Below are 23573 nucleotides of genomic sequence, written 5' to 3'. Positions count from 1 at the left end.
GTGGCGAGTGTGTAAATGCCGCTTACCCCGGTGGCCCCCAGGTTCAGACCGGATCCACCGACAGGAGTTCGCCGGGTTGGCAGCCGAGTGCGTCACACACCGCGGTCAGGGTGCTGAACCGCACGGCGCGGGCCCGGTCGTTCTTGAGCACCGACAGGTTCACGACAGACACCCCGGCGCGCTGGGAGAGCTCGACCAGCGTCATGCCGCGGGCGGCGAGCAGCCGGTCGAGGTGGCAGCGGACGCGGTGGCCGGCGTCCTCGTCCTCGGGCTGGGTGCGGCTCACACCAGGCCGTCGACGTCGCGGGCCTGGCGGGCACCGCGGCGGAAGACCTCGGCGACGGCGAGGAGCAGCAGCAGGCCGAACCAGGTGACCGGCAGGGAGCTGCTGTCGACGGCGGGCTCGAGCCCGGCGGGGGAGCCGGAGAGCTGCAGGGCGTCCATGGAGGCGGTGCGCACGACCTGGGGGGTGATCCACGAGTACACCGCCCACAGGACGGCGACGACGACCAGCAGCCGGGCGTTGCTGCGCTGGAAGGGGCGCTCGGTGTGCAGGGTCCACAGCACGCGGCTGAGCGCCAGGGCAGCGAGCCCGCCACGAAGGAAGGGCATGCCGACCCCCAGGTTGATCAGCAGGCGGGTGCCGACGGGCAGGTCCTCGGTGGTCAGCTGTACGGCGATCTGGTATCCGGCGAGGCTCAGGTCGTCGGGCAGCTGCAGGCTGTCGTCCAGCGCGAGCCGTGTCTCGTTGGACAGGGTGACCACGGTGTTCGCGGAGTCGGTCGTGACCGCTCGGACGAGCAGGATGGCCGTGGCGGCGCAGGCCAGGGTGCCGATCAGGATCAGCAGGATGCTGAGGGCGCGGGAGGACCGCGGACCCAGGAGCGGCCGCGCCGCCTGTCGGTCGGCGCTCACACCAGCCCCGCCAGCTCGCGGGTCTGCCGGCTGCCCTGGGCGAACGCAGCGGCGACGGCCAACACCAGCAGGGTCAGCAGCAGTGCGGTCCACGGCACCTCGAGGCCAGGGCGGAACGGGCCGTCGAGCAGGTCGACCCGGTCGAGCAGCACCCAGGCGGTCGCGTCCTCGACCAGCGGGGCGACGACGGCACCGACGAACACGGTGCCGGCGACGAGGGTCAGCCGTGCGCCGGGGCGGCCGACGAACGGGGTGCCGGCGTGGATGCCGGTCATCACCGACCGCAGGGCGAGGGCGCCGACGACCAGCGACGCGCACAGGAGTGCGACCCCGAGGACGGAGAGCAGTCGCAGGCCCAGCGGCAGGCCGGCGACCTGGACGACCGTGCTGGCCTCGCCGGAGAACGTGGTGACACCGGCCGGGACGGCGACGTCGACCGCGCCGACCACGGGCACTCGGGCCTCCCCGTCGTCCCCCAGCGCAGCGCCGAGGACGACGGCCAGGCCGACGACCGTGGCCACCGAGGCCGCGACGAGGAGCAGGGTGCCCGCGATGCCGGCCGACCGTGGGCCGGTGAGGTGTCGTCGCATGGAGGCACCATAACGACAGTCGATGGCATCGACAATCGTTGTGCCGATGCGACCGGGTCCGGACGTGCGACGACCCCGGACGCCAGCACCGCGTCCGGGGTCGTCGGGTCAGGTGGTCAGCTGCGCACGGAGCGCTTGCCGGTCACGCTCTCGGCGACACCGATGAGCAGGACGGCTGCGGCGATGGCCACGAGCGCGCCGAGGATGTTGAGCTCGGTGAACCGGCCGGTGCCCAGCAGGGTGGCGACGACGCCACCGATCAGCGAGCCCACGATGCCCAGGCCGAGGGTGGCGAGGATCGAGAGGTTCTGCTTGCCGGGCTTGATCAGCCGGGCGACAGCGCCGACGACGAGGCCGAAGACGAGGAAGCCGATGATGCCCATGGTGGTGCTCCAGGTGTGAGGTGATCACCCGACGGTCTGCCGCCGGACGGGCACCCGGTACCCCGGCCGGACCCCGCATAACCCCACCCGCCTGCACCGATCCCGTCGTGCACCCCTGGGTCGCGCGTCCGCTCAGAAGGGCGGTGGGTCGGCCGCGGGGTCCGCGGCGGGTGCGGGAAGCTCGGGGACTGCGGTCTCCAGGGGGTGGAGGAGGTCGTCGGGTCGGAGCCGGTGGTGGGTGCCCGGGGGTGCGCTGGTCCTGGTCACCCCGCTCGGTGTGGTGACCGACAGCCGTCCGTCCGGGGTCATGGAGTAGTGCCAGCCGGGTGCGTGGGTCTTGAGCCGGTGGTGTCGTCGACAGAGGTTGCAGAGGTTGGCGCACTCGGTGCGGCCGCCCTCGTGGAAGGCGACGACGTGGTCGGCGTCGGTGAACCGGGCCGGTCTCTGGCAGCCGGGGTGGCGGCAGGTGCGGTCGCGGGCGTCGATGAACCGGTTCTGCTCAGTGGTCGGCCGGTAGGCGTCCGTTGGCGGTGGTGCGTCGAGCACGGGGCAGTCGCAGGGCAGACCTGTCCCCTGGTGCTCAGGGCACCCCCTGCGGGCCAGGTGTCTGAGCTGGTGCGGAGTGACCACTGCTCGCAGCGCCCCGGTCCCTGGGGCGGTGAGCGCGATGTCGACGGTGCTGCCCGGTGGGACGTCCAGGCCGGTGGCGGTGCAGAACCCGAGTTGGGTGAGGAGTTCCCGGAGGTGGGCTGCGGTGATGGGCTGGTTGCCGACCCGGCCGCACTCCGGTGGCGCATCGGGGCCTGGAGGATCAGCGCTGGGGTCCTCGACCAGGCTGGGCAACGGGGCGAACAGGGTCAGGTGCGCCGTGACCGGCTCCCGGGAGGTGTCCCACGGTCGCAGGATCAGATCGGTCGCAACCAGCGCCCGGAGTTCCCCGATCGGGCGGGTGTCCCCAGCCGCTTTGCGCAGGCGGGCGTAGGTGTCGCAGGTGTCCCACGACGCGGCCGCGACCTCGGTGGGCATCCGCACCACGAAGTCGGCGAACCCGTCTGCCGGGTTGCGGACCACCACGTCGGTGAGCTTCTTCGCGGCCTTGCGCCGCCGGTCGGAGGCCTCGGCGTCGTACTGCAGCAACAAGGCGGCAGCCCGCTCCCGCAGCCGGTACGGGCCCTCCCCGGCGACCGCCCACTGCAACGCCTCCCGCTCGACCGCGGCCACGATCTCGGCGTCCACCGCCGGTGCCTGCCACCCCAGCGCCTTCACCAGGGCGTGTGCCCGCGGCTCGTCGATGCGGCCCTCGGCGAGGGCGTGCCAGGTGTCGATGAGCTGCTCGCGCAGCACCAGGGAGAGGTTGGCCAGGGTGTCCGCCCGCATCCGCGACGTGCCCAACACCGTCGCGAGCTCGTCGGTGAAGAACTCCGTCACCCCGTTGAACGTCCGCCCCGACCCCCAGCCCTCGACCTTGGCGGCCGGGTCGTCGGGGTTGAGGTCCCACAGGTCCGGGCGCACGTCGGCGAACCGCTTCACCACATCGGCCCGGAACGCCGCCAGCTGGGAATCCGCGTCGGCAAGGGCCTGCAGGGCCTGAGCGCACGCGGCGTCGTCCCAGTGCGACACGTCCACGATCTCCGACAACCGCGTCCGCCGACGGGTCACCCCAGCAGGCAGCTCCTCATCAGGCCACGGGTCGGGCGAAGCCAGGGACGCCGACACCCCGACCTCCCACCGCAGCCCCGTCTCCATGCCACGAAGCTAGCGGTGGGGTCTGACAGAAACGGGGCCCGGACAGGCCCCCCAGCTGGACTTTCTTCGTCACCGAGCGCTCGCATCCCGTCACGGGAGCCCGCCGTCCGTAGTCCTGCAGGAGTACCCGAAGACCGTCCCCCGGGCTGACGCCGGCGACGCCGCAGCCGAGCACCATGGAGACCGTGATCGAACTCCGCGGGTTGACCAAGCGCTACGGCGCGAAGACGGCTGTCGACGACCTGACCGTGACGGTGCGACCGGGGGTGGTGACCGGGTTCCTGGGACCGAACGGGGCCGGGAAGTCCACGACCATGCGCATGGTGCTCGGGCTGGACCGCCCCACCGCCGGCACCGCGCTGGTCAACGGCAAGCACTACGCCGAGCACCGCGACCCGCTACGGCAGGTCGGGGCACTGCTGGAGGCCCGGGCCCTGCACCCCGGCCGCACCGCCCGCGCCCACCTGCAGGCCCTGGCCGCGACGGCCGGCATCCCGAAGCAGCGGGTGGAGACCGTGCTCGAGCTGGCCGGCCTGACCAGCGTCGCCGGCAAGCGGGTCGGCGGCTTCTCCCTCGGCATGGGCCAGCGGCTCGGCGTCGCCACCGCGCTGCTGGGCGACCCGGCCACCGTGGTGCTCGACGAGCCGGTGAACGGCCTGGACCCCGACGGCGTGCTGTGGATCCGCACCCTCGCCCGGGGGCTGGCCGCCGAGGGTCGCACCGTCTTCTTCTCCTCCCACCTCATGGCCGAGATGTCGGTGACCGCCGAGCACCTGGTCGTGATGGGCCGCGGCCGGCTCGTCGCCGACGTGTCCACCGCGGAGTTCATCCGCCGGGCCGGCGGGGACGCCGTCCGGGTGCGCAGCCCCCGCGCCACCGAGCTCGCGGGCCTGCTGGCCGGCGCCGACGTCACCGTCGAGTCCCCCGAACGCGGCCTGCTGCTGGTCACCGGCCTGACCGCCGAGACCGTCGGCGACCGGGCCGCCGAGTCCGGGATCGCCCTCCACGAGCTCGCGCCGGTCCAGGCCTCGCTCGAGGAGGCCTTCATGGCCCTCACCCACGACGACCGCGAGTACCGCACCCAGGAGCAGCCGGCATGACCATCACCGCCCCCGACAAGACGACGACGGGCGGCGCCGCGGGCCTGCTCCGCGGCGAGTGGGTGAAGACCCGCTCCCTGCGTTCCACGTGGAACGTGCTGATGGGCGCCCTGGTCGCGATGGTGCTGCTCGGTCTGCTGTTCACCAGCACCGCCGACACCGGCGGTCCCGGCGGCGACGGCGGCGGCCCACCCAGCGTCGACTTCTCCCTGCCGCTGACCCTCAGCCTGGCCGGCTACAACCTCGCCCAGCTGGCCCTCGGTGTGCTCGGCGTCCTGCTGGTCACCGGGGAGTACACCTCCGGCACCATCCGCAGCACCTTCGCCGCCACCCCGAAGCGCTGGCCGGTCGTGCTCGGCAAGGCCGCCGTGCTCGGCGCGCTCGTGCTCGTCGCCTCGCTGGTCGCGGCCTTCGCCTCCTACGCCGTGGGCGCCGCGGTCACCGACGGCATGCCCGGACTCGGTGAGGACGGCGTGCTGCGGGTCGTCGTGGGGACGGCGCTCTACCTGACCGCCATCGCCGTGCTGGGGACGGCGCTGGGCTGGCTGCTCCGCTCCACCGCCGGCGCGGTCGCCGTGCTGTTCGGCCTGGTGTTCCTGCTGCCGATCCTGGGTCAGCTCCTGCCCGCCAGCTGGGGTCCGGACCTCGTCCGCTGGCTCCCCGGCCAGGCCGGCGGGCAGCTGCTGCAGCTGACGCCGGTCCCGGGCGAGTTCGCGCCGTGGGTCGGGTTCGCCGTCCTGGTCGGCTACGTGGTGGTCGGACTGGCCGCCTCGGTCGTCCGGCTGCGCAGCCGGGACGTGTGACCGGGGCGCAGGCGCGGCGGCACGGCACGATCGACGTCGTGTCCCCGCGCCTGCGCCTCGTCGTCCCGGTCCTCGGGCTGGCGCTGCTGAGCCTGGGGCCGCTGGTCCGGCTGGGCGCCGGACCCACCGAGGTGGTCGTCTCGCTGCTGCTGTGGCTGCCCGCACTGGCCCGCCGCCGCGCGCCGCTGGCCGGGCTCGCCGCCGCAGCTGCGCTGCTCGGGGCCTTCTGGGTCTCCCGGGGCCTCGCCCCGGAGGCGCTGCTCCCGGCCGGGCTGGTGCTGTTCTGGCTGCTCGCCTTGGTGGCCGAGCACCGGCCCACCCGGGAGGTGGTCGCCGGCGCGGTGCTCGTCGCGGCTCTGCCGGTGACCGTCGCGGTCGTGGCGCTCGCCGGCCAGCCCGGCGGGCAGAGCGTCGTGCCGTTGACCGCGCTGACGGTGCTGGCCCTCGTCGTCGGCCGGAACCGGCGCACCCGGACCTCGCTGATGCAGGCGCTGGAGGACCGGGCCCACCGCGCCGAACGCGAACGCGACGCCCGGGACAGGGTGGCCGTCGCCGACGAGCGCGCCCGGATCGCCCGCGAGGTGCACGACGTCGTGGCGCACAACATCTCGGTGATGACCGCGCTGGCCGACGGCGCCGGCTACGCGATGGACGCCGGTGCCACCGGCCCGGCCCGGCAGGCGGTGGGACAGGTGGCCAGCACCGGCCGGGAGGCGATCGCGGAGATGCACCGGCTGCTGGGCGTGCTGCGCGCGGACGGGGCGGCGGTCGCCGACGCCCCCACCCCCGGCCTGGACCAGCTCGACCGGCTCGTCGAGCAGGTCCGGGCGGCGGGGCTCGCCGTCACCGTGACCGTCACCGGCAGCCCGTCGCAGCTGCCGGCCACCGCGCAGCTCGCCGTCCACCGGTTGGTCCAGGAGGCCCTGACGAACACGCTCACCCACGCCCGGGACGCCCGCACCGCGCGGGTCGGGCTCACCTGGACGCCCGGGTCGCTGGAGGTCGAGGTGCGCGACGACGGCCGGGGGACGACGCCCCGCCCGGACCCCGACCGCGCGTCCGGGCACGGCCTGGTCGGCATGCGGGAGCGGTTCGGCGCGTGGGGCGGCTCGGTCGAGACCGGGCCGGGCGAGCACGGCGGCTGGCGCGTGCGGGCCGCCCTCCCGCTGACGCCGGCGGGTGCTGCGTGACCACCGTCCTGCTCGTCGACGACGAGCCGCTGGTCCGGGTCGGGTTCGGCATGGTGCTCGACGCCCAGCCCGACCTCGAGGTCGTCGGCCAGGCCGGGGACGGCGCCGCCGCCGTGACCCTGGCCCGCGACCTGCGGCCCGACGTCGTCCTGATGGACGTGCGGATGCCGGTGCTGGACGGCGTCCAGGCCACCGCGCAGATCGTCGCCGCCGGGCTGCCCAGCCGGGTGCTCGTGCTCACCACCTTCGACCTCGACGAGCACGCCTTCGCCGCGCTGCGCGCCGGGGCGAGCGGCTTCCTGCTCAAGAACACCGAGCCCGCCGACCTGCTCGCCGCGATCCGCACCGTCGCCCGCGGGGACGCCGTGGTCTCCCCGCGGGTCACCCGCCGGCTGCTGGAGACCTTCGCCGCCGGGCTCCCGTCCGGGGCGACCGGGCGGGACACCCGGCTCGACGTGCTCACCGACCGCGAGCGGGAGGTGCTCGGGCACGTCGCCCGCGGGCTGTCCAACGCCGAGATCGCCGCCCACCTGGTGCTCTCGGAGCTGACGGTGAAGACCCACGTCGGCCGGATCCTGGCCAAGACCGGGTTGCGGGACCGCACCCAGGCCGCGGTGCTCGCCTACGAGGCGCGGCTGGTCACCCCGGGGTGAGACCGGCTCACCCGCGCGGATGAACCCCGCCGGGACGGCTGCACGACCGGCGCGACAGGGCCGAAGGTCCCGGTGATGCGTGCCACGGGGGCACCGGGCGGGGAGATCGATGTCGACGCTGGACGACGAGGTGGCGGTGCCGCTCCAGGAGCGCGCCCGGGCCTCCCGCTGGCGGGTGCTGGCCACCGTGCTCGGCACCCTGGCCGTCATCGGCGCCGAGTTCCTGCTGCTGGACGGCGTGTACACCCGGGCCACCCCGGTCGCCGACCAGCGGGTCGTGGTCGCCCAGCTGGTCGGTGAGGCCGCCGCCGCGATGCCCGTCGACCTCCCCCTGTTCGCCACCGACCTCGACCGTGCCGCCGCGGAGCTGCAGGCCCTGGACGCACCTGCCGACCGGGTCGCCGTCCTCAGCGCCGCCGCGGACGCCGTCCGTGGCGGGCCGGAGGCGTTGACCGGCGTCCGGAGCGAGCTCGACGTGCTGGCCGCCGAGCTCGACGACCGCGCCGCCACCCTCGACCTGCAGGCCTGGATCGCCTACGCCGTGATGCTGGTCGTCGCCTCGGTCGGCTGGATGGCCTGGTTCCGCCGGCTGGTCGCCCGGCACCGCCGGCTGCAGGCCGAGGTCACCGCCCAGCAGACCCTGGTCGCCTCCGAGAGCCGGCTGGCCAGCCTGGTGCGCAGCAGCGTCGACGTCATCGTCGTCCTCACCACCGACGGCCGGTTCGGCTACGCCACCGGGTCGGCCGCCCGGCTCTTCGACGCCCCGGTCGAGGAGCTGCTGGGCACGCCGGTGCACCAGCGGGTGCACCCCGCCGACGTCGAGCCGCTGGTGGCCCTGCTGGACGCCCGTCCCGACGGGGACCACCCGGTCGGCTTCCGGCTCACCCGGGCCGACGGCCGGGTGGCGCACGTCGAGGGCGTGCTGAGCAACCAGCTGGCCGACCCCGCCGTCGAGGGTCTGGTGCTCACCGTCCGGGACGTCACCGCCCGGGTCGAGCTGGAGCGCCAGCTCACCCACCAGGCACTGCACGACCCGCTCACCGGGTTGTCCAACCGCCGGCTGTTCGGTGACCGGCTCGAGCACGCCCTGCGCCGTCGAGTCGGGTCCACCCGCCGGCTCTCGCTGCTGTTCATCGACCTCGACGACTTCAAGGAGGTCAACGACCGCTTCGGCCACGAGGTGGGCGACGCCCTGCTGAGCGAGGTCGGCGCGCGGCTCGCCGGGCTGGCCCGCGACGGGGACACCGTCGCCCGGCTCGGCGGCGACGAGTTCGCGCTCCTGCTGGAGGACACCGACCTCGACGAGGCCCACCTGGTCGCTGCCCGGATCCACGAGGCGCTGGCCGTCCCGGCGGTGGCCGCCGGCCACCACCTCGTCGTGCGGGCGAGCATCGGCCTGGCCGACGCACCCCCCGAGGGCGCCACCGGGGCCGACCTGCTGCGCAACGCCGACGTCGCCATGTACCTGGCCAAGGACGGCGGCAAGCGGGGTACCGCGACCTACGAGCCCGGCCTGCACTCCGCGGCCCTGGAGCGGCTGCAGCTGCGGGCGGACCTGGAACGAGCGCTGAAGGCCGACGAGCTGGTGCTGCACTTCCAGCCCACCGTCGACCTCACCACCCCCGGCACCCCCACGGTGCAGGGGTTCGAGGCCCTGGTCCGCTGGCAGCACCCGGTGCGCGGGCTGCTCCCGCCCGGGGCCTTCGTGCCGCTGGCCGAGGAGTCCGGGCTGATCGTCGCGCTGGGCACCTGGGTCCTCGGCGAGGCCTGCCGGGCCGCGGTCACCCTCCAGCACCCCGACCGCCGGCCGATCAGCATGTCGGTCAACGTCGCCGTCCCCCAGCTGACCGAACCGGGCTTCGTCGAGCTGGTCACCGGCACGCTGGCCCGCACCGGTCTCTCCCCGGACCGGCTGGTCCTGGAGATCACCGAGACCGCCGTGCTCGCCGGGGCCGACGTGGTCGCCCCGCTGCTGGCCCGGCTGCGCGCCGTCGGCGTGCGGATCGCCATCGACGACTTCGGCACCGGCTACAGCTCCCTGGCCCACCTGCGCGACCTGCCCGTCGACGTGCTCAAGGTGGACAAGTCCTTCGTCGACCACGTGGTGTCCTCCGAGCAGGGCGCCTCGCTGGCCGAGGCGATCATCGCGATGGGCCACTCCCTGCACCTGTCCACCGTCGCCGAGGGCGTCGAGGACGCCGGGCAGGCGGCCTGGCTGACCGCCGCCGGGGCCGGCTCCGGGCAGGGGTACCTGTGGTCGCGTCCGGTCCCGCTGGACCAGGCGGCCCGGCTGCTCGAGGACCCCGTGGGGGCCCGCCTCCGCGGCTGACCGCCCGCCGGGGGTTCGCGGGCGCGTCCACCGGGCACCCTCCCGGCGTGGACGAGGGACTGGTGACGACGCCGGTGCCCGGCGACCTCGACGCCGCCTTCCTCGACGGTCGGCACCTCGACGACGCCTACCTCGTGCGACGCGCCCAACAGGGCAGCCCGGACGCCTTCGAGGTGCTCGTGGCCCGGCACCGCGACCAGGTCTACCGGGTCGCCCACCGGCTGGTCGGGGAGTCCGCGGCCGCCGAGGACGTCGCGCAGGACGCGCTGGTGTCCGCCTGGCGGGCGCTGCCCTCCTTCCGGGGGGACGCCGCGTTCAGCACCTGGCTGCACCGGATCACCACCAACGCCGCCCGCCAGCTGCTCACCCGCCGCCGGCCCGTCGACCCGCTCACCGGCGAGGAACCCGTGCCGCCGTCCGAGCACCCCGACGCCCAGGTGGTCGACGCCGAGCGCACCCGCGCCCTGCGGGCCGCCGTCCGTGCCCTGCCCTTCGACCAGCGTGCCGCCCTGGTGCTGGTCCAGTTCGAAGGCCTGTCCTACCTGGAGGCTGCCCGCGTGCTCGAGGTGTCCGAACCCACCCTCCGGGGCCGCATCGCCCGGGCCCGGCGCAGTCTGCTCGACACCATGCGGGGCTGGCAGTGACCGGCCCGGCGCGCGAGCTGGCCTGCGGCTGCAGCCTGGACGACCTGCTCGACCAGGTCGCCGACGGCGCCGACCCCGTCGACCCCGAGCACCAGCGGGCCTGCCCGCACTGCCGTGCCGCGCTGGCCGAGCTCGCCGAGCTGTGGGCCCCGGTGCGCGCGCTGGAGGAGGAGCCCCCCGCCACGCCGGTCGGCCTGGACGTGAAGGTGATGGAACGGGTCAGCGCGATGGCCACGCACGCCTGGCACGCCGTCGTCCCCGAGCGGGACGGCGTCACCCGGGTGGCCGCCTGGGTGGTCGCCGTCGTCGCCCGCCGCGCCGCCCAGCGGGTCGAGGGCGTGCGGTCGGTGCGCGGGCAGGCCGCCCCGCCGCCGGCGGCGGTCGCCGCCGTGCGGGCCGAGTGGACCACCGGCCCGACGGCGGCGCAGCGGGCCGGGGCCATGGGCATCGGGGTGGCCGGACGACGGGTCGTGGTCACCGTGCAGCTGACCGTCGCCCCCGGCCACCCCCTGCCGCAGCTGGCCGAGGACGTCCGGCGCTCGGTCGTGGCCGGTGTCGGGGAGCTGACCGGGCTGGACGTCGTCGAGGTCGACGTGCACGTCGCCGACCTCGAGGAGGACGGTGTGAACCAGATCACCGGGGACGGCGCGTGAGGATCCCCCACGAGGGGACTCCTAGTTCCCGAGCGCACTTCCAGCGGCCCGTGCTCAGGGCCCCCAGCGAGAGGACGACGATGACCGAGTCGACCGCCAGCACCAGCAGCAAGAGCACCACGAGCAGCAGCTCCACCGAACTGGTGTCGAGCCAGGGCAAGACCACCATCGCCGACACCGTGGTCTCCAAGATCGCCGGCATGGCCGCGCGTGAGGTCAACGGCGTGTACCGCCTCGGCGGCGGCGCTGCCCGCGCCTTCGGCGCCATCCGTGAGCGCATCCCGGGCTCCGGTGGCACCAACGTCTCCCAGGGCGTCTCGGTCGAGGTCGGGGAGACCCAGGCCGCGATCGACATCGACGTGGTCGTCGAGTACGGCGTCGCGATCGCCGACCTCGCCGCCGGCATCCGCCGCAACGTCATCCAGAGCCTGCAGCAGATGACCGGCCTGGAGGTCGTCGAGGTCAACATCTCCGTCGACGACATCCACCTGCCCTCCGACGAGTCCTCCTCCGAGGACGAGCAGCCCGCACCCAGCCGGGTCCAGTGACCTCCCCGGGCCGCACGCTCGTCGCCGGAGTCGACCCCGAGGTCGTCGCGGCGGCAGTGCTCGCGTGCCCGGCGGTCGCCCGGCTGTCCGGGGGCGCCTTCGGTGCCGCCGCGACGTACCTGCCGGGCCGGCGGGTGACCGGCGTCGTCGTCCGTGAGGACGCCGCCGGCGGTCTCGCCGACCTGGCCGTGCACGTCGTCGCCCACTACGGGACGCCGATGACCGAGGTCGCCGGTCAGGTCCGGGCCGCCGTCGCGGCGGCCGCGCCGGGCGCACGCACCGACGTGCACGTCGACGACGTCGCGCTGCCCGGTGACCCGGAGCCCGAGGACGACCCCGCGGACGACACGCCGTGACCACCCCCGGACGCACGCCCGGCACCGACCGCGCCCAGCGGGCGGCCGAGCGGGCGTTCGTCCGGGCGCACCACCCCGACGTCGGCGGCGACCCGGAGGCCTTCGCCACCGGGCTCGCCGCCCTCCGGGCCCGGCACGCCGGCGGCACCGCCTCCGCCCCCCGCGGCCCGGTGACCGTCGTGGTGACCCGCCGGCTGCGCACCGCGCCGCTGCGGGCACTCCGCCGCTGGCGCAAGGCACGCACGAGCGCCCGGCGCTCGACCCGCCTGCGCTGAGAGCCCCCACCACCCCCGTCGCACCGGAGTCCCGGTACGACCCTCGTCCAAGGAGTCAGACCATGCGTCCCAGCACAGTCGGCCTCGTCGTCGGGATGGTGCTCGGCCTCGCCGGCGCCTTCGGCGGCTTCGGTGCCTTCGTCCTCGTCGCCGTCCTCGCCGCGATCGGCTTCGCCGCCGGCAAGGTCCTCGAGGGCCAGCTCGACCTGTCCTCGCTGATGAACTCGGCGAGCGACCGCGCCCGCCGAGACCGGTGAGCACGCCGACCACGGCGGACCCCGCACCGGCGGGCGACCGCCCCGAGCTCGCCGAGCCCGGTGAGCGCGGGCGGACGACCATCGCCGACCGCGTCGTCGAGCGGATCGCCTCCGCCGCCGCCGCCGAGGTGGACGCCGCCACCGGCAGCCCCCGCCGCGTCCTCGGTGTCGCGGTGAGCGGCGCCGACAAGCCCCGGGTCAGCGCCCGGGTGCACGGCGAGGAGGCCACCGTCGACATCACCATGTCCGTCGCCTGGCCCGCCCCCGTCCGGCAGGTCACCCGCCGCGTCCGCGAGCACGTCGGCGAGCGGCTCACCACCCTGGTCGGGCTGCGCAGCGCGCGGGTCGACGTCCGGGTGGCCGCGCTGACCGTCGAACACACCCCCGAACAGAAGAGGGTCCGCTGATGCGCACCGTGGACCGCGTGCTCGCCCTGGTCCTGGGCCTGGCCGGCCTCGCCCTGGGCATCGTCGTCGTCGCCGAGGTCGTGCAGGGCCTGCTCGGCCGTCCCGGGCACCTGCTGGTGCCCTACGAGGGCGTCGCCACCTGGCTGCGCGAGCACACCTGGGCCAGCGGCGCCGTGCTGACGATCTCGATCGTCGTCGGCGTCGTCGGGCTGCTGCTGCTCGTGCTCGAGCTCAAGCCCCGCCGCAAGACGCTGCTGGTGGTGCAGGGCGAGGACGACGACGTCGTCACCGCCATCTCCCGCACCGGTGTCGGCCGCGCCCTCGAGCAGTCGGTCTCCGGGCTGGCCGGGGTCGACTCGACCCGCTCCACCGTCACCTCCCGCAAGGCCACGCTCGTCGTCCGCACCCCGCTGCGGCAGAGCGCCGAGCTGGACGCGCAGGTCCGCGAGCGGGCCGGCTCGGCCCTGGCCGGTCTCGGCCTGGCGTCGGCCCCGTCCCTCTCGATCGACCTCCAGGAGGTGTCGGCATGAGCGCCTCCGCCCTCGCACCGGTCACCCGCACCCCCGGCGCGGTGCGCACCAACCGCGCGGTGCTGATCGTGCTCGGCCTCCTGCTGCTGGCCCTCGGCGTCCTCGGGACGCTGCTGGGCCTGGGCGTCCTCGGCTCGGCGCAGGCCGACCGCACGGTCGTCGACGCCGCCGTCGACGACGTCGCCCGGATGGGCTGGTTCTGGCCGGTCGTCGGGGTCGTCGCGCTGCTGATCGCCGTCCTCTCGGCCCGCTGGCTGGTCGCCCAGGCCAAGACCGACCGGTTGAGCCGGATCCGGCTCGACGACGACCAGCAGTCCGGGCGCACGCTGATCGACGGGTCGGCGATCACGCACGCCGTCGAGGACGAGGTCGGCGACCTGCCCGGGGTGACCCGGGCCTCGGCGCACCTGTCCGGCAGCCCGTCGGCACCCTCGCTGCACCTGCGGGTGAAGCTCGACGGCCGGGTGGACCCGGCACAGGTGCACCGCGCGGTCACCGGGACGACGCTCCCGCACCTGCGACAGGCCCTGGAGCTGGACCGGCTGCCCACCCGGGTCGAGCTGGACATCCCCCGGGAGAACGCCCGCTCGCTGGGCTGAGTCCGGCCCCCGACGACCCCCGGTCCCCCACGGACCGGGGGTCGTCGCGTCGGCGGGCCACGGGTGTCGGTGCCGTGTTGCATGATCAGCGCGACGGTCCGACGACGGAGGAGGGGCTGTGCCAGGACGCACCGACCCGTTCTTCGTGGCAGGCACCGACTCCGAACACCGTGAGCTGGTGCTCTCCACCGACTGGTCGGCCAGCCCGCTGGGCCCGCCCAACGGCTGGCCGGACACCCTGCGGACGGCCGCCACCACCGTCCTGAACTGCCCCTTCCCCATGCTGGTGATGTGGGGCCCGGACCTGGTGATGGTCTACAACGCCGCGTACGCCCCGATGCTGGGCGACAAGCACCCGGCCGCGCTCGGGCAGCGCTGCGAGGACGTCTGGGCCGAGCTCTGGCCCACCCTGCGCGGGCGCCTGCACGCCGTGCTCGACGGCGCGGCGACCTACGACGTCGACCTGCCGCTGGTGATGCACCGGCACGGGTACGACGAGGACACCTGGTTCACGTTCTCCTACTCCCCGGTGCTGGAGCCCGACGGCCGCGTGGGCGGGGTGCTGAACACGACGACCGACACCACGGGTCGGGTGCTGGGTGCCCGCCGGCTGACCGTGCTCCAGCAGCTGTCGGCGGCCGGGTCCGGCCGGCACGGGGACGTCGACCTGGCGGCCACCGAGGCCCTCTCGGCCGTCGCCACGGCCCAGGAGGACTGCCGGTTCGGGGTGCTCTACCTGCTCGACGCCGACCGGTCGGGGGCGCGAGCGGCCGCCGCGGTCGGGCTGAGCGGCCCGGCAGCGGCTGCTGCTGCGACCCCGCTCCCGGCCTCGGACGACGACTGGGTGTGGCAGGCGCTGGTCACCGACACCGTGACGGTGCGGCGGGGCCTGGCCGACGTCGCCCGCGGCGTCGTGCTGCCCGAGGCCGGGGAGCGCTCCGAGGTCGAGACCGTCGTCGCGCTGCCGCTCACGGTGCCCGGCCAGACCACCCCGATGGGCGTGCTGGTGCTCGGCACCAACCCGCAGCTGCCACTGGACGCCGAGTACCGCACCTTCCTGCAGTTGGTCGCCGCCCAGGTCGCCGCGGTGGTGGCCGACGCGCAGGCCTACGCGGTGGAGCGACGCCGGGCGATCGAGCTGGCCGAGGCCGAGCGGGCCGCGGCCCGGTTCTCCACCGAGGTGTCGGAGACCCTGCAGCGGTCGATCCTCGGCCCGGTCGAGCTGCCGCCGGGCTTCGCGGTGCGCTACGAGCCGGCCACCAGCGCCCTCGAGGTGGGCGGTGACTGGTACGACGTGGTGGAGCTCGCCGACGGCGTCTTCGGCGTCGTCGTCGGGGACGTGGTCGGCCGCGGCCTGGCCGCGGCCGCGGTGATGGGCCAGCTGCGCAGCGCCGGCCGTGCCCTGCTGCTGGAGGCCAACGGACCCGCCCAGGTGCTGTCCGCACTCGACCGCTTCGCCGGCCTGGTGCGGGGCGCCACTTGCAGCACGGTGTTCTGCGCGGTGGTCGACCGCCGGACCGGCGTGGTCCGCTACAGCAGTGCCGGGCACCTGCCGGCCCTCGTCGTCGACGGCGACGCGGCGCCCCGGCTGCTGCTGGACGCCCAGGCGTTGCCGTTGGCCGTGCTCCCCGACCGGGTCCGCCCGGAGGCCGAGACGACGCTCTCGCCCGGCGCCAGCCTGCTGCTGTACACCGACGGGCTGGTCGAACGCCGCGACGAGGCCCTCGACGAGGGCATCGCCCGCGCGCTGGGCGTGCTCGACGCCGGCCGCGCCCTGCACCCCGAGCTGCTGGCCGGCGTCCTGGTCGACCAGCTCCTCGGCGGGGCGCACGACGACGACGTGGCCCTGATGCTGTACCGCCAGCCCGCACTCGTCCCGGTCCCCGTCCCCGACCCCGGTCCGGACGCCGTGGCGGCCCCTGGGTGACCGGTCGCCCGGTGCTGGTGGTCGGTGCCGGGCCGGTCGGGCTGACCGCCGCGCTGCTGCTGGCCCGCCGGGGCCGCGCGGTCGTGGTCGTCGACCGGCACCCCGACGCGTGGCCGCTGCCGCGCGCGGTGCACCTGGACGACGAGGCGCTGCGGGTGCTGCAGGCGGCCGGGGTGGCCGAGTCCTTCGCGGCGGTGAGCCGGCCGATGGCCGGGCTGCGGCTGCTCGACGCCGGGCACCGGGTGCTCGTGGAGTTCGCCCGGGCCCCGGGTGTGGGCGTGCACGGCTGGCCGCAGGCCTCGATGTTCGACCAGCCCGACCTGGAACGGGTGCTGCTCGACGCGGTGGGCCGGGAGCCGCTGGTGCAGCTGCGCCGCGGGCTGGAGCTGACCGGACTGGAGCACCGACCCGACGGCGTACGGGCCGCCGTGACGGACCGGTCCGGCGGGGTCGAGGAGCTCGCCGGCGCCGCCCTGCTGGGCTGCGACGGAGCCGACAGCACGGTCGCCCGGCTGATCGGGGCGCGGCCGGTGCCGCTGGCCCGCACCGCCCGGTGGCTGGTCGCCGACCTCCGGTCCGACGTCCCGCTCCCGGTGTGGCCCGGTGTCCACCAGGTCTGCGACCCCTCCCGGCCGGCGACCTTCATGCCGGTCGCCGGTGACCGCTACCGCGCCGAGTTCCGGCTGGCCGCCGGCGAGACCGCCCGGGACGTCGACCTGCGCGCGCTGCTCGTCCCCTTCGGGGCCGACGGCGCCGAGCAGGTCCGCGTCGCCGAGTACGTCTACGGCGCCGCGGTCGCCGACCGGTGGCGGGTCGGCCGGGTGCTGCTCTGCGGGGACGCCGCGCACCTCACCCCGCCCTTCATCGGCCAGGGCCTGGGGCTCGGGCTGCGCGACGTCCACCAGCTGGTCTGGAAGCTCGACGCGGTGCTCGACGGCGCCGACGACGCGCTGCTGGACACCCACGGGCGCGAGCGGGCCGCGCACGCCCGCGCGCTGATCCGGCTGGCCGCCCTCCTCGGGTGGCTGATGAGCGCCGGCGGCACCCGGACGGCGGTGCTGCGGCGCGCGGTGCTCACCGGGCTGCGCCGGGTGCCCGGGGTCTCGGCCCGGGTGCTCGCCAGCCGGACCCCCGCGCTCCCCCGGGGGCCGCTGGTCCGACGACCGCGGTGGGGACCGGCCGGGCCGGTCGGGGTGCTGCTGCCCCAGCCCACGGTCGGGGGCGCCCGGCTCGACGACCTGCTGGGTGGGGGCTGGGCGCTGCTGGCCCACGGGCCGGCCCCTGCGCTGCCCGCCGGGGTCCGTCCGCGGGTGCTGCCGCTGGCCGCGCTCCCCGACCTCGGGCCGGGGCTCCGGGGGCGCTGGGTGCTGGTCCGGCCCGACCGGGTGGTGGCGGCGGTGGGGCCGCGGGCAGGATCGGCCCGGTGAGCCTCCCCGTGCGCTACGACGTCGCCGCCGTCCGGTCCGCCTTCCCCGCCCTGCAGGGCGGGGCCGCGCACTTCGACGGGCCCGGCGGCACCCAGGTGCCCACCCCGGTGGCCGACGCCGTGCACGCCGCGATGGTCGCCCCGACCGCCAACCGGGGCCGGGTCACCGCTGCCGAGCGCACCGCCGACGCCGTCGTGCTGGCCGCCCGCCAGGCGATCGCGGACCTGGTCGGGGGCGACCCCGGGGGCGTCGTCTTCGGGCGCAGCGCCACCGCGCTCACCTACGACCTGGCCCGCACGCTGTCCGCGGGGTGGGGCCCGGGCGACGAGGTCGTGGTGACCCGGCTGGACCACGACGCCAACGTCCGGCCCTGGGTGCAGGCCGCCGAGCGCGCCGGGGCCACCGTCCGCTGGGTGCCCTTCGACCCGGCCACCGGCGAGCTCACCGCCGCCGACGTGGCCGGCCAGGTCACCGACGCCACGGTGCTCGTCGCCGTCACCGGCGCCTCGAACCTCATCGGCACCCGCCCGCCGCTGGCCGAGATCGCCGGGGTGGTGCACGCCGCCGGTGCGCTCTTCCACGTCGACGGGGTGCACCTGACCGCGCACGCCCCGGTCGACCTCGCCGAGCTGGGCTGCGACACCTTCGTCTGCTCGCCGTACAAGTTCCTCGGGCCGCACTGCGGGGTGCTGGTGGCCGCCCCGGCGTTCCTGGGGACGCTGCACCCGGACAAGCTCCTGCCCTCCACCGACGCCGTCCCCGAGCGGTTCGAGACCGGCACCCTGCCCTACGAGCTGCTGGCCGGCACCACGGCCGCGGTGGACTTCCTCGCGGGGGTGCTCGGCGCGGAGGGCCCCCGCCGGCCCCGCCTGCTGGCCGCGATGGCCGCCCTCGAGGAGCACGAGGACGTGCTGCGCGACCGGCTGGAGACCGGGCTCGCCGAGCTCCCCGGGGCCACCCTGTGGTCGCGGGCCGGCCACCGGACGCCGACGCTGCTCGTCACGTTCGAGGGCCGGGACGCCGGCGACGCGTACCGCTTCCTGGCCGAGCGGGGTGTCAACGCCCCGGCCGGCTCGTTCTACGCCCTGGAGGCCTCCCGGTGGTTGGGCCTGGGGGACACCGGCGGGCTGCGCGTCGGCCTGGCGCCCTACAGCGACGACGCGGACGTCGACCGGCTGCTCCAGGGACTGCGCGAGTTCCTCGCCACGACCTGAGCGTCGGCGGGCGATCCCCTGGGCAGTGGTTAGGCTGCCCAGGAACTGCACCGTCTCGTTGAGCTCAAAACGGGGGCTCGCTCCGACGGTGGAACGACGGAGAGAACGTGGGTCTCGAGCAGTCACGACGTGAGCGCAAGCGTGCCCGGACGCGGGAACAGGTGGTCACCGCCGCCCAGCGGTTGTTCCACGAGCAGGGCTTCGACCGCACCACCGTCGAGGACGTGGCCCGCGCGGCCGACGTCGCCGTGCAGACGGTCTTCAACCACGTCGCCAGCAAGGAGGAGCTCTTCTTCGCCGACCGGGTGCCCTTCGCCCAGGCGTTGAGCCTGGTCCCGCAACCGCGGCCGGGGGAGACCTGTGCCGCGGCCGTGGTCCGGATGCTCACCGCGGCGACCACGGGCTACCTCGCCTCCCTGGAGGACCCGGAGCTGCGGGACATGGCCGAGCAGGCGCAGGCCGTCCCCGCGCTCGCCCGGTACGAGCGCACCCTCCACGACCGGGCCGAGGCCCAGCTCGCAGCCAACCTGGCCGCCGCCGGCATCTCGGAGCAGCCCCGGTGGACCGCCGCCATGCTCCTGGCCACCGTCCGGGTCTTCGGCAGCGAGCACCGCGAGCGGGTCCTCGCCGGCACCGAGACCCAGGAGTCGGCGGCCCGTCTCGAGGCCGACCTGCCGCAGCACCTGCGGGCGGTGCTCGAGCTGAGCGACCGGGAGGCGCGCGCCCAGCTGGTCTGAGGGGCTCAGCGCAGGCCGGGGAAGCCCCCGGCCAGCTCGTCGAACGCCGCGTGCAGGTCCTCGGCCAGCGAGCCCTCGCCGATCAGCCAGGTCTCGAACGCCGTCGTCGCCGCCGCCCGGGTCGCGGTGGCCACCAGCCGCGGCACGAGCGAGTGCGGGTCGGCGCCGGTGCGCCGGGCGACGTGCTCGGCGACCACCAGGTCGACGTCGGCGTACCGCACCTGGGAGTGCGCCTGCAGGGCCGGCTCGGTGAGGATCAGCCGCATCCGGTGCCGCAGCAGGGGCAGGTCGGCGGCGTCGTAGTCGTTGACCTCGACGTAGGCGGCGCAGATCGAGGCGAGCACCGGCTGGTCGGGATCGGTGCCGGCCAGGAGCTGGTCGAGCCGGACCACGTGGGCGTGGAAGTCCCCCCACACGGCGTCGGCCTTGGTGGCGAAGTGCCGGAAGAACGTCCGTCGGCTGATCCCCGCGGCGTCGGCGACCTCGTCGGCAGTGACGGTCTCGAAGTCACGCCGGGTGAACAGCTCCAGGGCGGCGGCCTCGATGCGGGCACGGGTCGCCTCGCGGGCGTCGCCCCCGGTCTCGGTCACCACCCGATCATGCCCCGAGGGGCGACCGGGTGGTCCCCTTGCCCGGTGGCACTGGGTGCCACTAGCGTGCGGGGGGTTCCGTGACCCAGCTCACCAGGAGGCACCCGTGCCCGAGCAGACGCAGGCCGAGACCGTCGAGACCACCGCTCCCGCCGCCGAGGAGGCCCTCGTCGAGGACTCCCTGGTGGAGGAGGTCTCCATCGACGGCATGTGCGGGGTGTACTGATCGACACCGCACTGGTCACCGACTCCGCGGCCGGCACCGAGCCGGCCGCGGATGCGGTGGTCGTCCCTGCTGACGAGCTGCCCTTCGACCCGTCCCTGCCCTGGCAGAAGTCGGCGTCGGTGGCGTTGCGGCCCGAGCCCTTCGGCGCGCTGGTCTACCACTTCGGCAACCGCAAGCTGTCGTTCCTGAAGTCCCAGCCGCTGGTCGCCGTCGTCAAGGCCCTCGGGGACCACCCCGACGTCCCCAGCACGCTGGTCGCCTGCGACGTGCCCGCGGCCCAGCACCCGGCCTACGTCACCGCGCTGGCCACGCTCTCGCGTTCCCAGATGATCGAGAAGAGGACACCGTGACCGCCGTTCTCCCCACGCGCGCCCCGGTCCAACGCCCCACGGGCGGCAAGCTGATCGACCAGTTCGAGTACGGCCTGGACGCCCCCATCTGCCTGACCTGGGAGCTCACCTACGCCTGCAACCTGGCGTGTGCGCACTGCCTGTCCTCCTCGGGCCGTCGCGACCCGCGCGAGCTGACCACCGCCGAGGCCGAGGGCGTCATCGACGAGCTGCAGCGCATGCAGGTCTTCTACGTCAACGTCGGCGGCGGCGAGCCCACCGTGCGGCCCGACTTCTGGCACCTGCTCGACTACGCGATCGGCCACGACGTCGGGGTCAAGTTCTCCACCAACGGCGTGAAGCTGGACAAGCAGCGCGCCGCCCAGCTGGCCCGCACCGACTACGTCGACGTGCAGATCTCCCTCGACGGTGCCACCGCGGCGGTCAACGACCGGGTCCGCGGCACCGGGTCCTTCGACATGGCGATCAAGGCCCTGGAGAACCTGGCCGAGGCCGGGATGAAGGACTTCAAGGTCTCCGTCGTCGTCACCCGGGAGAACGCCGGGCAGCTCGACGAGTTCAAGGCCCTCACCGACTCCTTCGGTGCTGCCCTGCGCATCACCCGGCTGCGACCCTCGGGCCGCGGGGCCGACGTGTGGGACGACCTGCACCCGACGATGGCCCAGCAGCGGGACCTCTACAACTGGCTGCTGGCCAACGGCGACAACGTGCTCACCGGCGACTCGTTCTTCCACCTGTCCGCGTTCGGCGAGGCCCTGCCCGGGCTGAACCTGTGCGGCGCCGGCCGCGTGGTCTGCCTGATCGACCCGGTCGGGGACGTCTACGCCTGCCCGTTCGCCATCCACGAGAACTTCCTGGCCGGCAACGTGCGCAGCCCCGGCGGCTTCCAGACCGTGTGGCAGCAGAGCGAGCTGTTCGCCGACCTGCGCAACCCGCAGACCGGTGGCGCCTGCACCAAGTGCCAGCACTTCGACTCCTGTCGCGGTGGCTGCATGGCGGCCAAGTTCTTCACCGGCCTGCCGCTGGACGGACCCGACCCCGAGTGCGTGCAGGGCTACGGCGAGAACGCGCTGGCCGCCCGTGACCTGGACCTCGTCACCCCCAAGTCGCACGTCGACCACTCGCACAAGGGCCCGGTCCGTGGTCAGCCCACGCTGCTGGGCATGCCGGCGATCCCGCCGGCGAAGATCTGTGACGAGTCGCCGCTGGCGGGCCTCGACCTCCGCTGAGGCCGCTCCCTCCATGCGACTGACCGACCCGCTCCCGGTGGCGGGCCGGACGGCGCCCTCCCGGGTGCTGTTCGGCCCGCACGAGACCAACCTGGGAGCGGGTCGGTCGTTCTCCCCCCGGCACATCGCCTACTACGCGCGACGTGCGGCCGGGGGTGCCGGCGTCCTGGTCACCGAGGCGGCGTCCGTGCACCCCTCGGACCACCCCTACGAACGGGCCCCGCTGGCTGCCGACTGCGGCCCCGGGTGGGCTGCCGTGGGCGATGCCTGCCGCCCGCACGGCACGCTGGTGCTCGCCGGGCTCACCCACACCGGCGGGCAGGGCTCCTCGGCCTGGACGCAGGCCGCCCTCTGGGGTCCCTCCCGGGTGCCCGACGTGGTCACCCGTGAGGTGCCGGCGCCGATGGGGGAGGACGAGCTGACCGCCCTGGTCGCCGGGTTCGCCGGTGCCGCGGCCACCGCGGTGGCGGCCGGGCTGGATGGCGTGGAGGTCGATGCCGGCCCCCGCTCACTGCTCCGCCAGTTCCTCTCCGGGCTGACCAACACCCGCACCGACGCCCACGGCACCGACCGGTCGCGGCTGCTGCGCGAGGTGCTGGCCGCCGTCCGGGCTGCGCAGGGCCCCGACCGGGTGCTGGCGCTGCGGTTGTCGGCGGACGAGGGCGCCCCCTGGGCCGGTCTCACCCCGACCTCCTCGGTCGCCCTGGTGGGCGAGCTCGCGCCGCTGGTCGACCTGCTCACCCTGGTGCGCGGCAGCGCGCTGGACCTCGCGGCGTACCGGCCCACTGCGCACCGTCGGCCCGCGTTCCACGGGGAACTGCTGGCCGCCGCGGGGGACACCCCGGTGGTCGCCCAGGGCTCGATCGTGGACGCCGGCCGAGCCGAGGAGCTGCTGGCGGCCGGGTGCACCGCGGTCGAGATGACCCGGGCGTTGATCGCCGACGCCTCCTACGTCGCGACCCTGCGGGCCGGCCGGACACCACGGCCCTGTGTGCTCTGCAACCAGGCCTGTCAGGTGCTGGACACCCGCAACCCCCCGGTCAGCTGCGTGCTCGACCCGCGGTCGGGCCACGAGACCACCGAACCCGACGTCGACCTGCCCACGCCCTCGGACGGCCGCCCCGTCGTGGTCGCCGGTGCCGGGCCGGCCGGGCTGGAGGCCGCGCGGGTGCTGGCGCTGCGTGGGCACGCCGTCGAGGTCGTGGCGCCCGCGGTCGGTGGGTTGCTGCCCGTGGTCGCGGCTGCCCCCGGGCGGGAACGATTCCGGCGGTTCGCCGACTGGCTGGCCGGTGAGTGCGTCCGGCTCGGGGTGCGGTTCACCGTGGGCCGGGTCGACGACGCCGACGTGGTCGCCACCGGCGGGCTGCCCGGGGTGCCCGTCGTGCCCGGCGCGGTGTCCGTCGCCGACGTGCTGTCCGGGGCCGTGCTGCCGGACGGGCCGGTGCTGGTGCACGACCCGGTGGGCGGCCCGGTCGGGGTGGGGGTCGCCGAGCTGCTGGCCGCCGACGGCCGGGACGTCGTGCTGGCCACCCCGGACGACGTGGTCGGCTCGATGCTCGGCCCGTCCGGTGACCTGGCCGCGGCCAACGGCCGGCTGGCCCGGGCGGGGGTGCGCCGGGAGACCGCGGTGCTGCTGCGCTCGTGGGCCGACGGGGTCGCGGTGCTGGAGCACCGGTGGAGCGGGGCCGTCGTCGAGGTGCCCTGTACCGCCGTCGTCGACGCCGGGCACCGGCTGCCCGGGCGGGTGCTGCCCGACGAGGGCCGGGAGCGGTTCGCCGGCGACGTCGTCGCCCCGCGCACCGTCCTGGACGCCGTGCTCGAGGGCCGGCGGGCGGCGCTCGCGGCGTCCGCGCGGACGGCGGTGCCCGCGTGAGCCCGACCCCGGCACTGGAGTC

28 protein-coding genes are annotated in these 23573 nt (G+C 75.4%); 22 read left to right on the top strand and 6 right to left on the bottom strand.

Annotated features, from left to right (window positions below):
* Positions 1 to 43 precede the first annotated feature (43 nt).
* The 5 genes from F1C76_08920 to F1C76_08900 all read right to left on the bottom strand — a co-directional run bounded on the left by F1C76_08920 (position 44) and on the right by F1C76_08900 (position 3634).
* The gene (locus F1C76_08920) at positions 44 to 286 is read right to left on the bottom strand and encodes a helix-turn-helix transcriptional regulator (protein QNG36699.1); all 243 of its coding nucleotides are present in this window, start codon (positions 284 to 286) and stop codon (positions 44 to 46) included.
* Positions 283 to 915, bottom strand: a complete 633-nt coding sequence (locus F1C76_08915) for a hypothetical protein (GenBank protein ID QNG36698.1) — start codon at positions 913 to 915, stop codon at positions 283 to 285. The genes F1C76_08920 and F1C76_08915 overlap by 4 nt, the downstream gene beginning before the upstream one ends.
* Positions 912 to 1505, bottom strand: coding sequence for a hypothetical protein (locus F1C76_08910; GenBank protein QNG36697.1), 594 nt, complete (start codon positions 1503 to 1505; stop codon positions 912 to 914). Before F1C76_08910 ends, F1C76_08915 begins: the two co-directional genes overlap by 4 nt.
* A 116-nt stretch (positions 1506 to 1621) precedes the next feature.
* Positions 1622 to 1882, bottom strand: a complete 261-nt coding sequence (locus tag F1C76_08905) for a GlsB/YeaQ/YmgE family stress response membrane protein (GenBank protein ID QNG39117.1) — start codon at positions 1880 to 1882, stop codon at positions 1622 to 1624.
* A 138-nt stretch (positions 1883 to 2020) separates the two neighbouring features.
* The gene (locus tag F1C76_08900; protein QNG36696.1) at positions 2021 to 3634 is read right to left on the bottom strand and encodes an HNH endonuclease; all 1614 of its coding nucleotides are present in this window, start codon (positions 3632 to 3634) and stop codon (positions 2021 to 2023) included.
* A 185-nt stretch (positions 3635 to 3819) separates the two neighbouring features.
* On the opposite strand from F1C76_08900, the gene F1C76_08895 reads away from it, so the two are divergent.
* The 18 genes from F1C76_08895 (at position 3820) to F1C76_08810 (ending at position 19283) form a co-directional block, all read left to right on the top strand.
* Positions 3820 to 4734 carry an ATP-binding cassette domain-containing protein gene (locus tag F1C76_08895; protein ID QNG36695.1) on the top strand — a complete coding sequence of 305 codons (915 nt, stop codon included), beginning with the start codon at positions 3820 to 3822 and terminating at the stop codon, positions 4732 to 4734.
* Positions 4731 to 5537 carry an ABC transporter permease subunit gene (locus tag F1C76_08890; GenBank protein QNG36694.1) on the top strand — a complete coding sequence of 269 codons (807 nt, stop codon included), beginning with the start codon at positions 4731 to 4733 and terminating at the stop codon, positions 5535 to 5537. Before F1C76_08895 ends, F1C76_08890 begins: the two co-directional genes overlap by 4 nt.
* Positions 5538 to 5575: 38 nt before the next feature.
* Entirely contained in the window at positions 5576 to 6727 is a 1152-nt protein-coding gene (locus F1C76_08885; protein ID QNG36693.1) for a sensor histidine kinase, read from the top strand.
* Positions 6724 to 7380 (top strand): response regulator transcription factor, encoded by a 657-nt coding sequence (locus tag F1C76_08880; protein QNG36692.1) that lies wholly within the window; start codon positions 6724 to 6726, stop codon positions 7378 to 7380. Before F1C76_08885 ends, F1C76_08880 begins: the two co-directional genes overlap by 4 nt.
* Before the next feature lie 109 nt (positions 7381 to 7489).
* The gene (locus tag F1C76_08875; GenBank protein ID QNG36691.1) at positions 7490 to 9709 is read left to right on the top strand and encodes an EAL domain-containing protein; all 2220 of its coding nucleotides are present in this window, start codon (positions 7490 to 7492) and stop codon (positions 9707 to 9709) included.
* Positions 9592 to 10353: a sigma-70 family RNA polymerase sigma factor gene (locus F1C76_08870; GenBank protein QNG36690.1), complete on the top strand. Its 762-nt coding sequence runs from the start codon at positions 9592 to 9594 to the stop codon at positions 10351 to 10353. Before F1C76_08875 ends, F1C76_08870 begins: the two co-directional genes overlap by 118 nt.
* The gene (locus tag F1C76_08865; protein QNG36689.1) at positions 10350 to 11006 is read left to right on the top strand and encodes an Asp23/Gls24 family envelope stress response protein; all 657 of its coding nucleotides are present in this window, start codon (positions 10350 to 10352) and stop codon (positions 11004 to 11006) included. Before F1C76_08870 ends, F1C76_08865 begins: the two co-directional genes overlap by 4 nt.
* Positions 11007 to 11086: 80 nt before the next feature.
* Positions 11087 to 11554 (top strand): Asp23/Gls24 family envelope stress response protein, encoded by a 468-nt coding sequence (locus F1C76_08860; protein ID QNG36688.1) that lies wholly within the window; start codon positions 11087 to 11089, stop codon positions 11552 to 11554.
* Positions 11551 to 11910 carry an Asp23/Gls24 family envelope stress response protein gene (locus F1C76_08855; protein ID QNG36687.1) on the top strand — a complete coding sequence of 120 codons (360 nt, stop codon included), beginning with the start codon at positions 11551 to 11553 and terminating at the stop codon, positions 11908 to 11910. Before F1C76_08860 ends, F1C76_08855 begins: the two co-directional genes overlap by 4 nt.
* Positions 11907 to 12185, top strand: a complete 279-nt coding sequence (locus F1C76_08850) for a hypothetical protein (GenBank protein ID QNG36686.1) — start codon at positions 11907 to 11909, stop codon at positions 12183 to 12185. The genes F1C76_08855 and F1C76_08850 overlap by 4 nt, the downstream gene beginning before the upstream one ends.
* Before the next feature lie 62 nt (positions 12186 to 12247).
* Positions 12248 to 12442, top strand: coding sequence for a hypothetical protein (locus tag F1C76_08845; protein QNG36685.1), 195 nt, complete (start codon positions 12248 to 12250; stop codon positions 12440 to 12442).
* Positions 12439 to 12849 (top strand): Asp23/Gls24 family envelope stress response protein, encoded by a 411-nt coding sequence (locus F1C76_08840; protein QNG36684.1) that lies wholly within the window; start codon positions 12439 to 12441, stop codon positions 12847 to 12849. Before F1C76_08845 ends, F1C76_08840 begins: the two co-directional genes overlap by 4 nt.
* Positions 12849 to 13379, top strand: coding sequence for a hypothetical protein (locus tag F1C76_08835; GenBank protein QNG36683.1), 531 nt, complete (start codon positions 12849 to 12851; stop codon positions 13377 to 13379). The genes F1C76_08840 and F1C76_08835 overlap by 1 nt, the downstream gene beginning before the upstream one ends.
* Positions 13376 to 13978, top strand: a complete 603-nt coding sequence (gene amaP / locus F1C76_08830; protein QNG36682.1) for an alkaline shock response membrane anchor protein AmaP — start codon at positions 13376 to 13378, stop codon at positions 13976 to 13978. The genes F1C76_08835 and amaP overlap by 4 nt, the downstream gene beginning before the upstream one ends.
* A gap of 118 nt (positions 13979 to 14096) precedes the next feature.
* The gene (locus F1C76_08825; GenBank protein ID QNG36681.1) at positions 14097 to 15905 is read left to right on the top strand and encodes a SpoIIE family protein phosphatase; all 1809 of its coding nucleotides are present in this window, start codon (positions 14097 to 14099) and stop codon (positions 15903 to 15905) included.
* The gene (locus tag F1C76_08820) at positions 15902 to 17332 is read left to right on the top strand and encodes an FAD-dependent oxidoreductase (GenBank protein QNG36680.1); all 1431 of its coding nucleotides are present in this window, start codon (positions 15902 to 15904) and stop codon (positions 17330 to 17332) included. The genes F1C76_08825 and F1C76_08820 overlap by 4 nt, the downstream gene beginning before the upstream one ends.
* Positions 17333 to 17340: 8 nt before the next feature.
* Entirely contained in the window at positions 17341 to 18546 is a 1206-nt protein-coding gene (locus tag F1C76_08815; protein ID QNG39116.1) for a cysteine desulfurase-like protein, read from the top strand.
* Between the two features lie 107 nt (positions 18547 to 18653).
* Positions 18654 to 19283, top strand: a complete 630-nt coding sequence (locus tag F1C76_08810) for a TetR/AcrR family transcriptional regulator (GenBank protein QNG36679.1) — start codon at positions 18654 to 18656, stop codon at positions 19281 to 19283.
* A gap of 5 nt (positions 19284 to 19288) precedes the next feature.
* Here the strand turns inward: F1C76_08810 and mftR are convergent, their stop codons facing one another.
* Positions 19289 to 19873 (bottom strand): mycofactocin system transcriptional regulator, encoded by a 585-nt coding sequence (gene mftR, locus F1C76_08805; GenBank protein ID QNG36678.1) that lies wholly within the window; start codon positions 19871 to 19873, stop codon positions 19289 to 19291.
* Positions 19874 to 19979: 106 nt separating this feature from the next.
* On the opposite strand from mftR, the gene mftA reads away from it, so the two are divergent.
* From mftA to F1C76_08785, 4 genes are read left to right on the top strand one after another with little or no spacing between them, the layout of a single operon-like run.
* Positions 19980 to 20099 (top strand): mycofactocin precursor, encoded by a 120-nt coding sequence (gene mftA / locus F1C76_08800; GenBank protein QNG36677.1) that lies wholly within the window; start codon positions 19980 to 19982, stop codon positions 20097 to 20099.
* Between the two features lie 56 nt (positions 20100 to 20155).
* A complete protein-coding gene (gene mftB / locus F1C76_08795; GenBank protein QNG39115.1) occupies positions 20156 to 20449 on the top strand; it encodes a mycofactocin biosynthesis chaperone MftB in 294 nt (97 codons plus the stop codon).
* The gene (mftC, locus tag F1C76_08790; protein QNG36676.1) at positions 20446 to 21678 is read left to right on the top strand and encodes a mycofactocin radical SAM maturase; all 1233 of its coding nucleotides are present in this window, start codon (positions 20446 to 20448) and stop codon (positions 21676 to 21678) included. The genes mftB and mftC overlap by 4 nt, the downstream gene beginning before the upstream one ends.
* 13 nt (positions 21679 to 21691) lie before the next feature.
* A complete protein-coding gene (locus F1C76_08785; GenBank protein QNG36675.1) occupies positions 21692 to 23551 on the top strand; it encodes a mycofactocin system FadH/OYE family oxidoreductase 1 in 1860 nt (619 codons plus the stop codon).
* Positions 23552 to 23573: the final 22 nt, after the last annotated feature.

The sequence above is a fragment of the Geodermatophilaceae bacterium NBWT11 genome, from assembly GCA_014218215.1.
In the GTDB taxonomy this organism is placed as follows: domain Bacteria; phylum Actinomycetota; class Actinomycetes; order Mycobacteriales; family Geodermatophilaceae; genus Klenkia.
The sequence above is the reverse complement of the archived record's forward strand: the minus strand, read 5'-3'. Positions and strand labels throughout refer to the sequence as shown.

What these genes read in the sequence shown, in the direction of transcription:
- F1C76_08910 (QNG36697.1), bottom strand. Translation starts at nt 1,505, where the DNA reads ATGCGACGACACCTCACCGGCCCACGGTCGGCCGGCATCGCGGGCACC.
- F1C76_08900 (QNG36696.1), bottom strand. Translation starts at nt 3,634, where the DNA reads ATGGAGACGGGGCTGCGGTGGGAGGTCGGGGTGTCGGCGTCCCTGGCT.
- F1C76_08890 (QNG36694.1), top strand. Translation starts at nt 4,731, where the DNA reads ATGACCATCACCGCCCCCGACAAGACGACGACGGGCGGCGCCGCGGGC.
- F1C76_08875 (QNG36691.1), top strand. Translation starts at nt 7,490, where the DNA reads ATGTCGACGCTGGACGACGAGGTGGCGGTGCCGCTCCAGGAGCGCGCC.
- F1C76_08860 (QNG36688.1), top strand. Translation starts at nt 11,087, where the DNA reads ATGACCGAGTCGACCGCCAGCACCAGCAGCAAGAGCACCACGAGCAGC.
- F1C76_08845 (QNG36685.1), top strand. Translation starts at nt 12,248, where the DNA reads ATGCGTCCCAGCACAGTCGGCCTCGTCGTCGGGATGGTGCTCGGCCTC.
- F1C76_08835 (QNG36683.1), top strand. Translation starts at nt 12,849, where the DNA reads ATGCGCACCGTGGACCGCGTGCTCGCCCTGGTCCTGGGCCTGGCCGGC.
- amaP (QNG36682.1), top strand. Translation starts at nt 13,376, where the DNA reads ATGAGCGCCTCCGCCCTCGCACCGGTCACCCGCACCCCCGGCGCGGTG.
- F1C76_08785 (QNG36675.1), top strand. Translation starts at nt 21,692, where the DNA reads ATGCGACTGACCGACCCGCTCCCGGTGGCGGGCCGGACGGCGCCCTCC.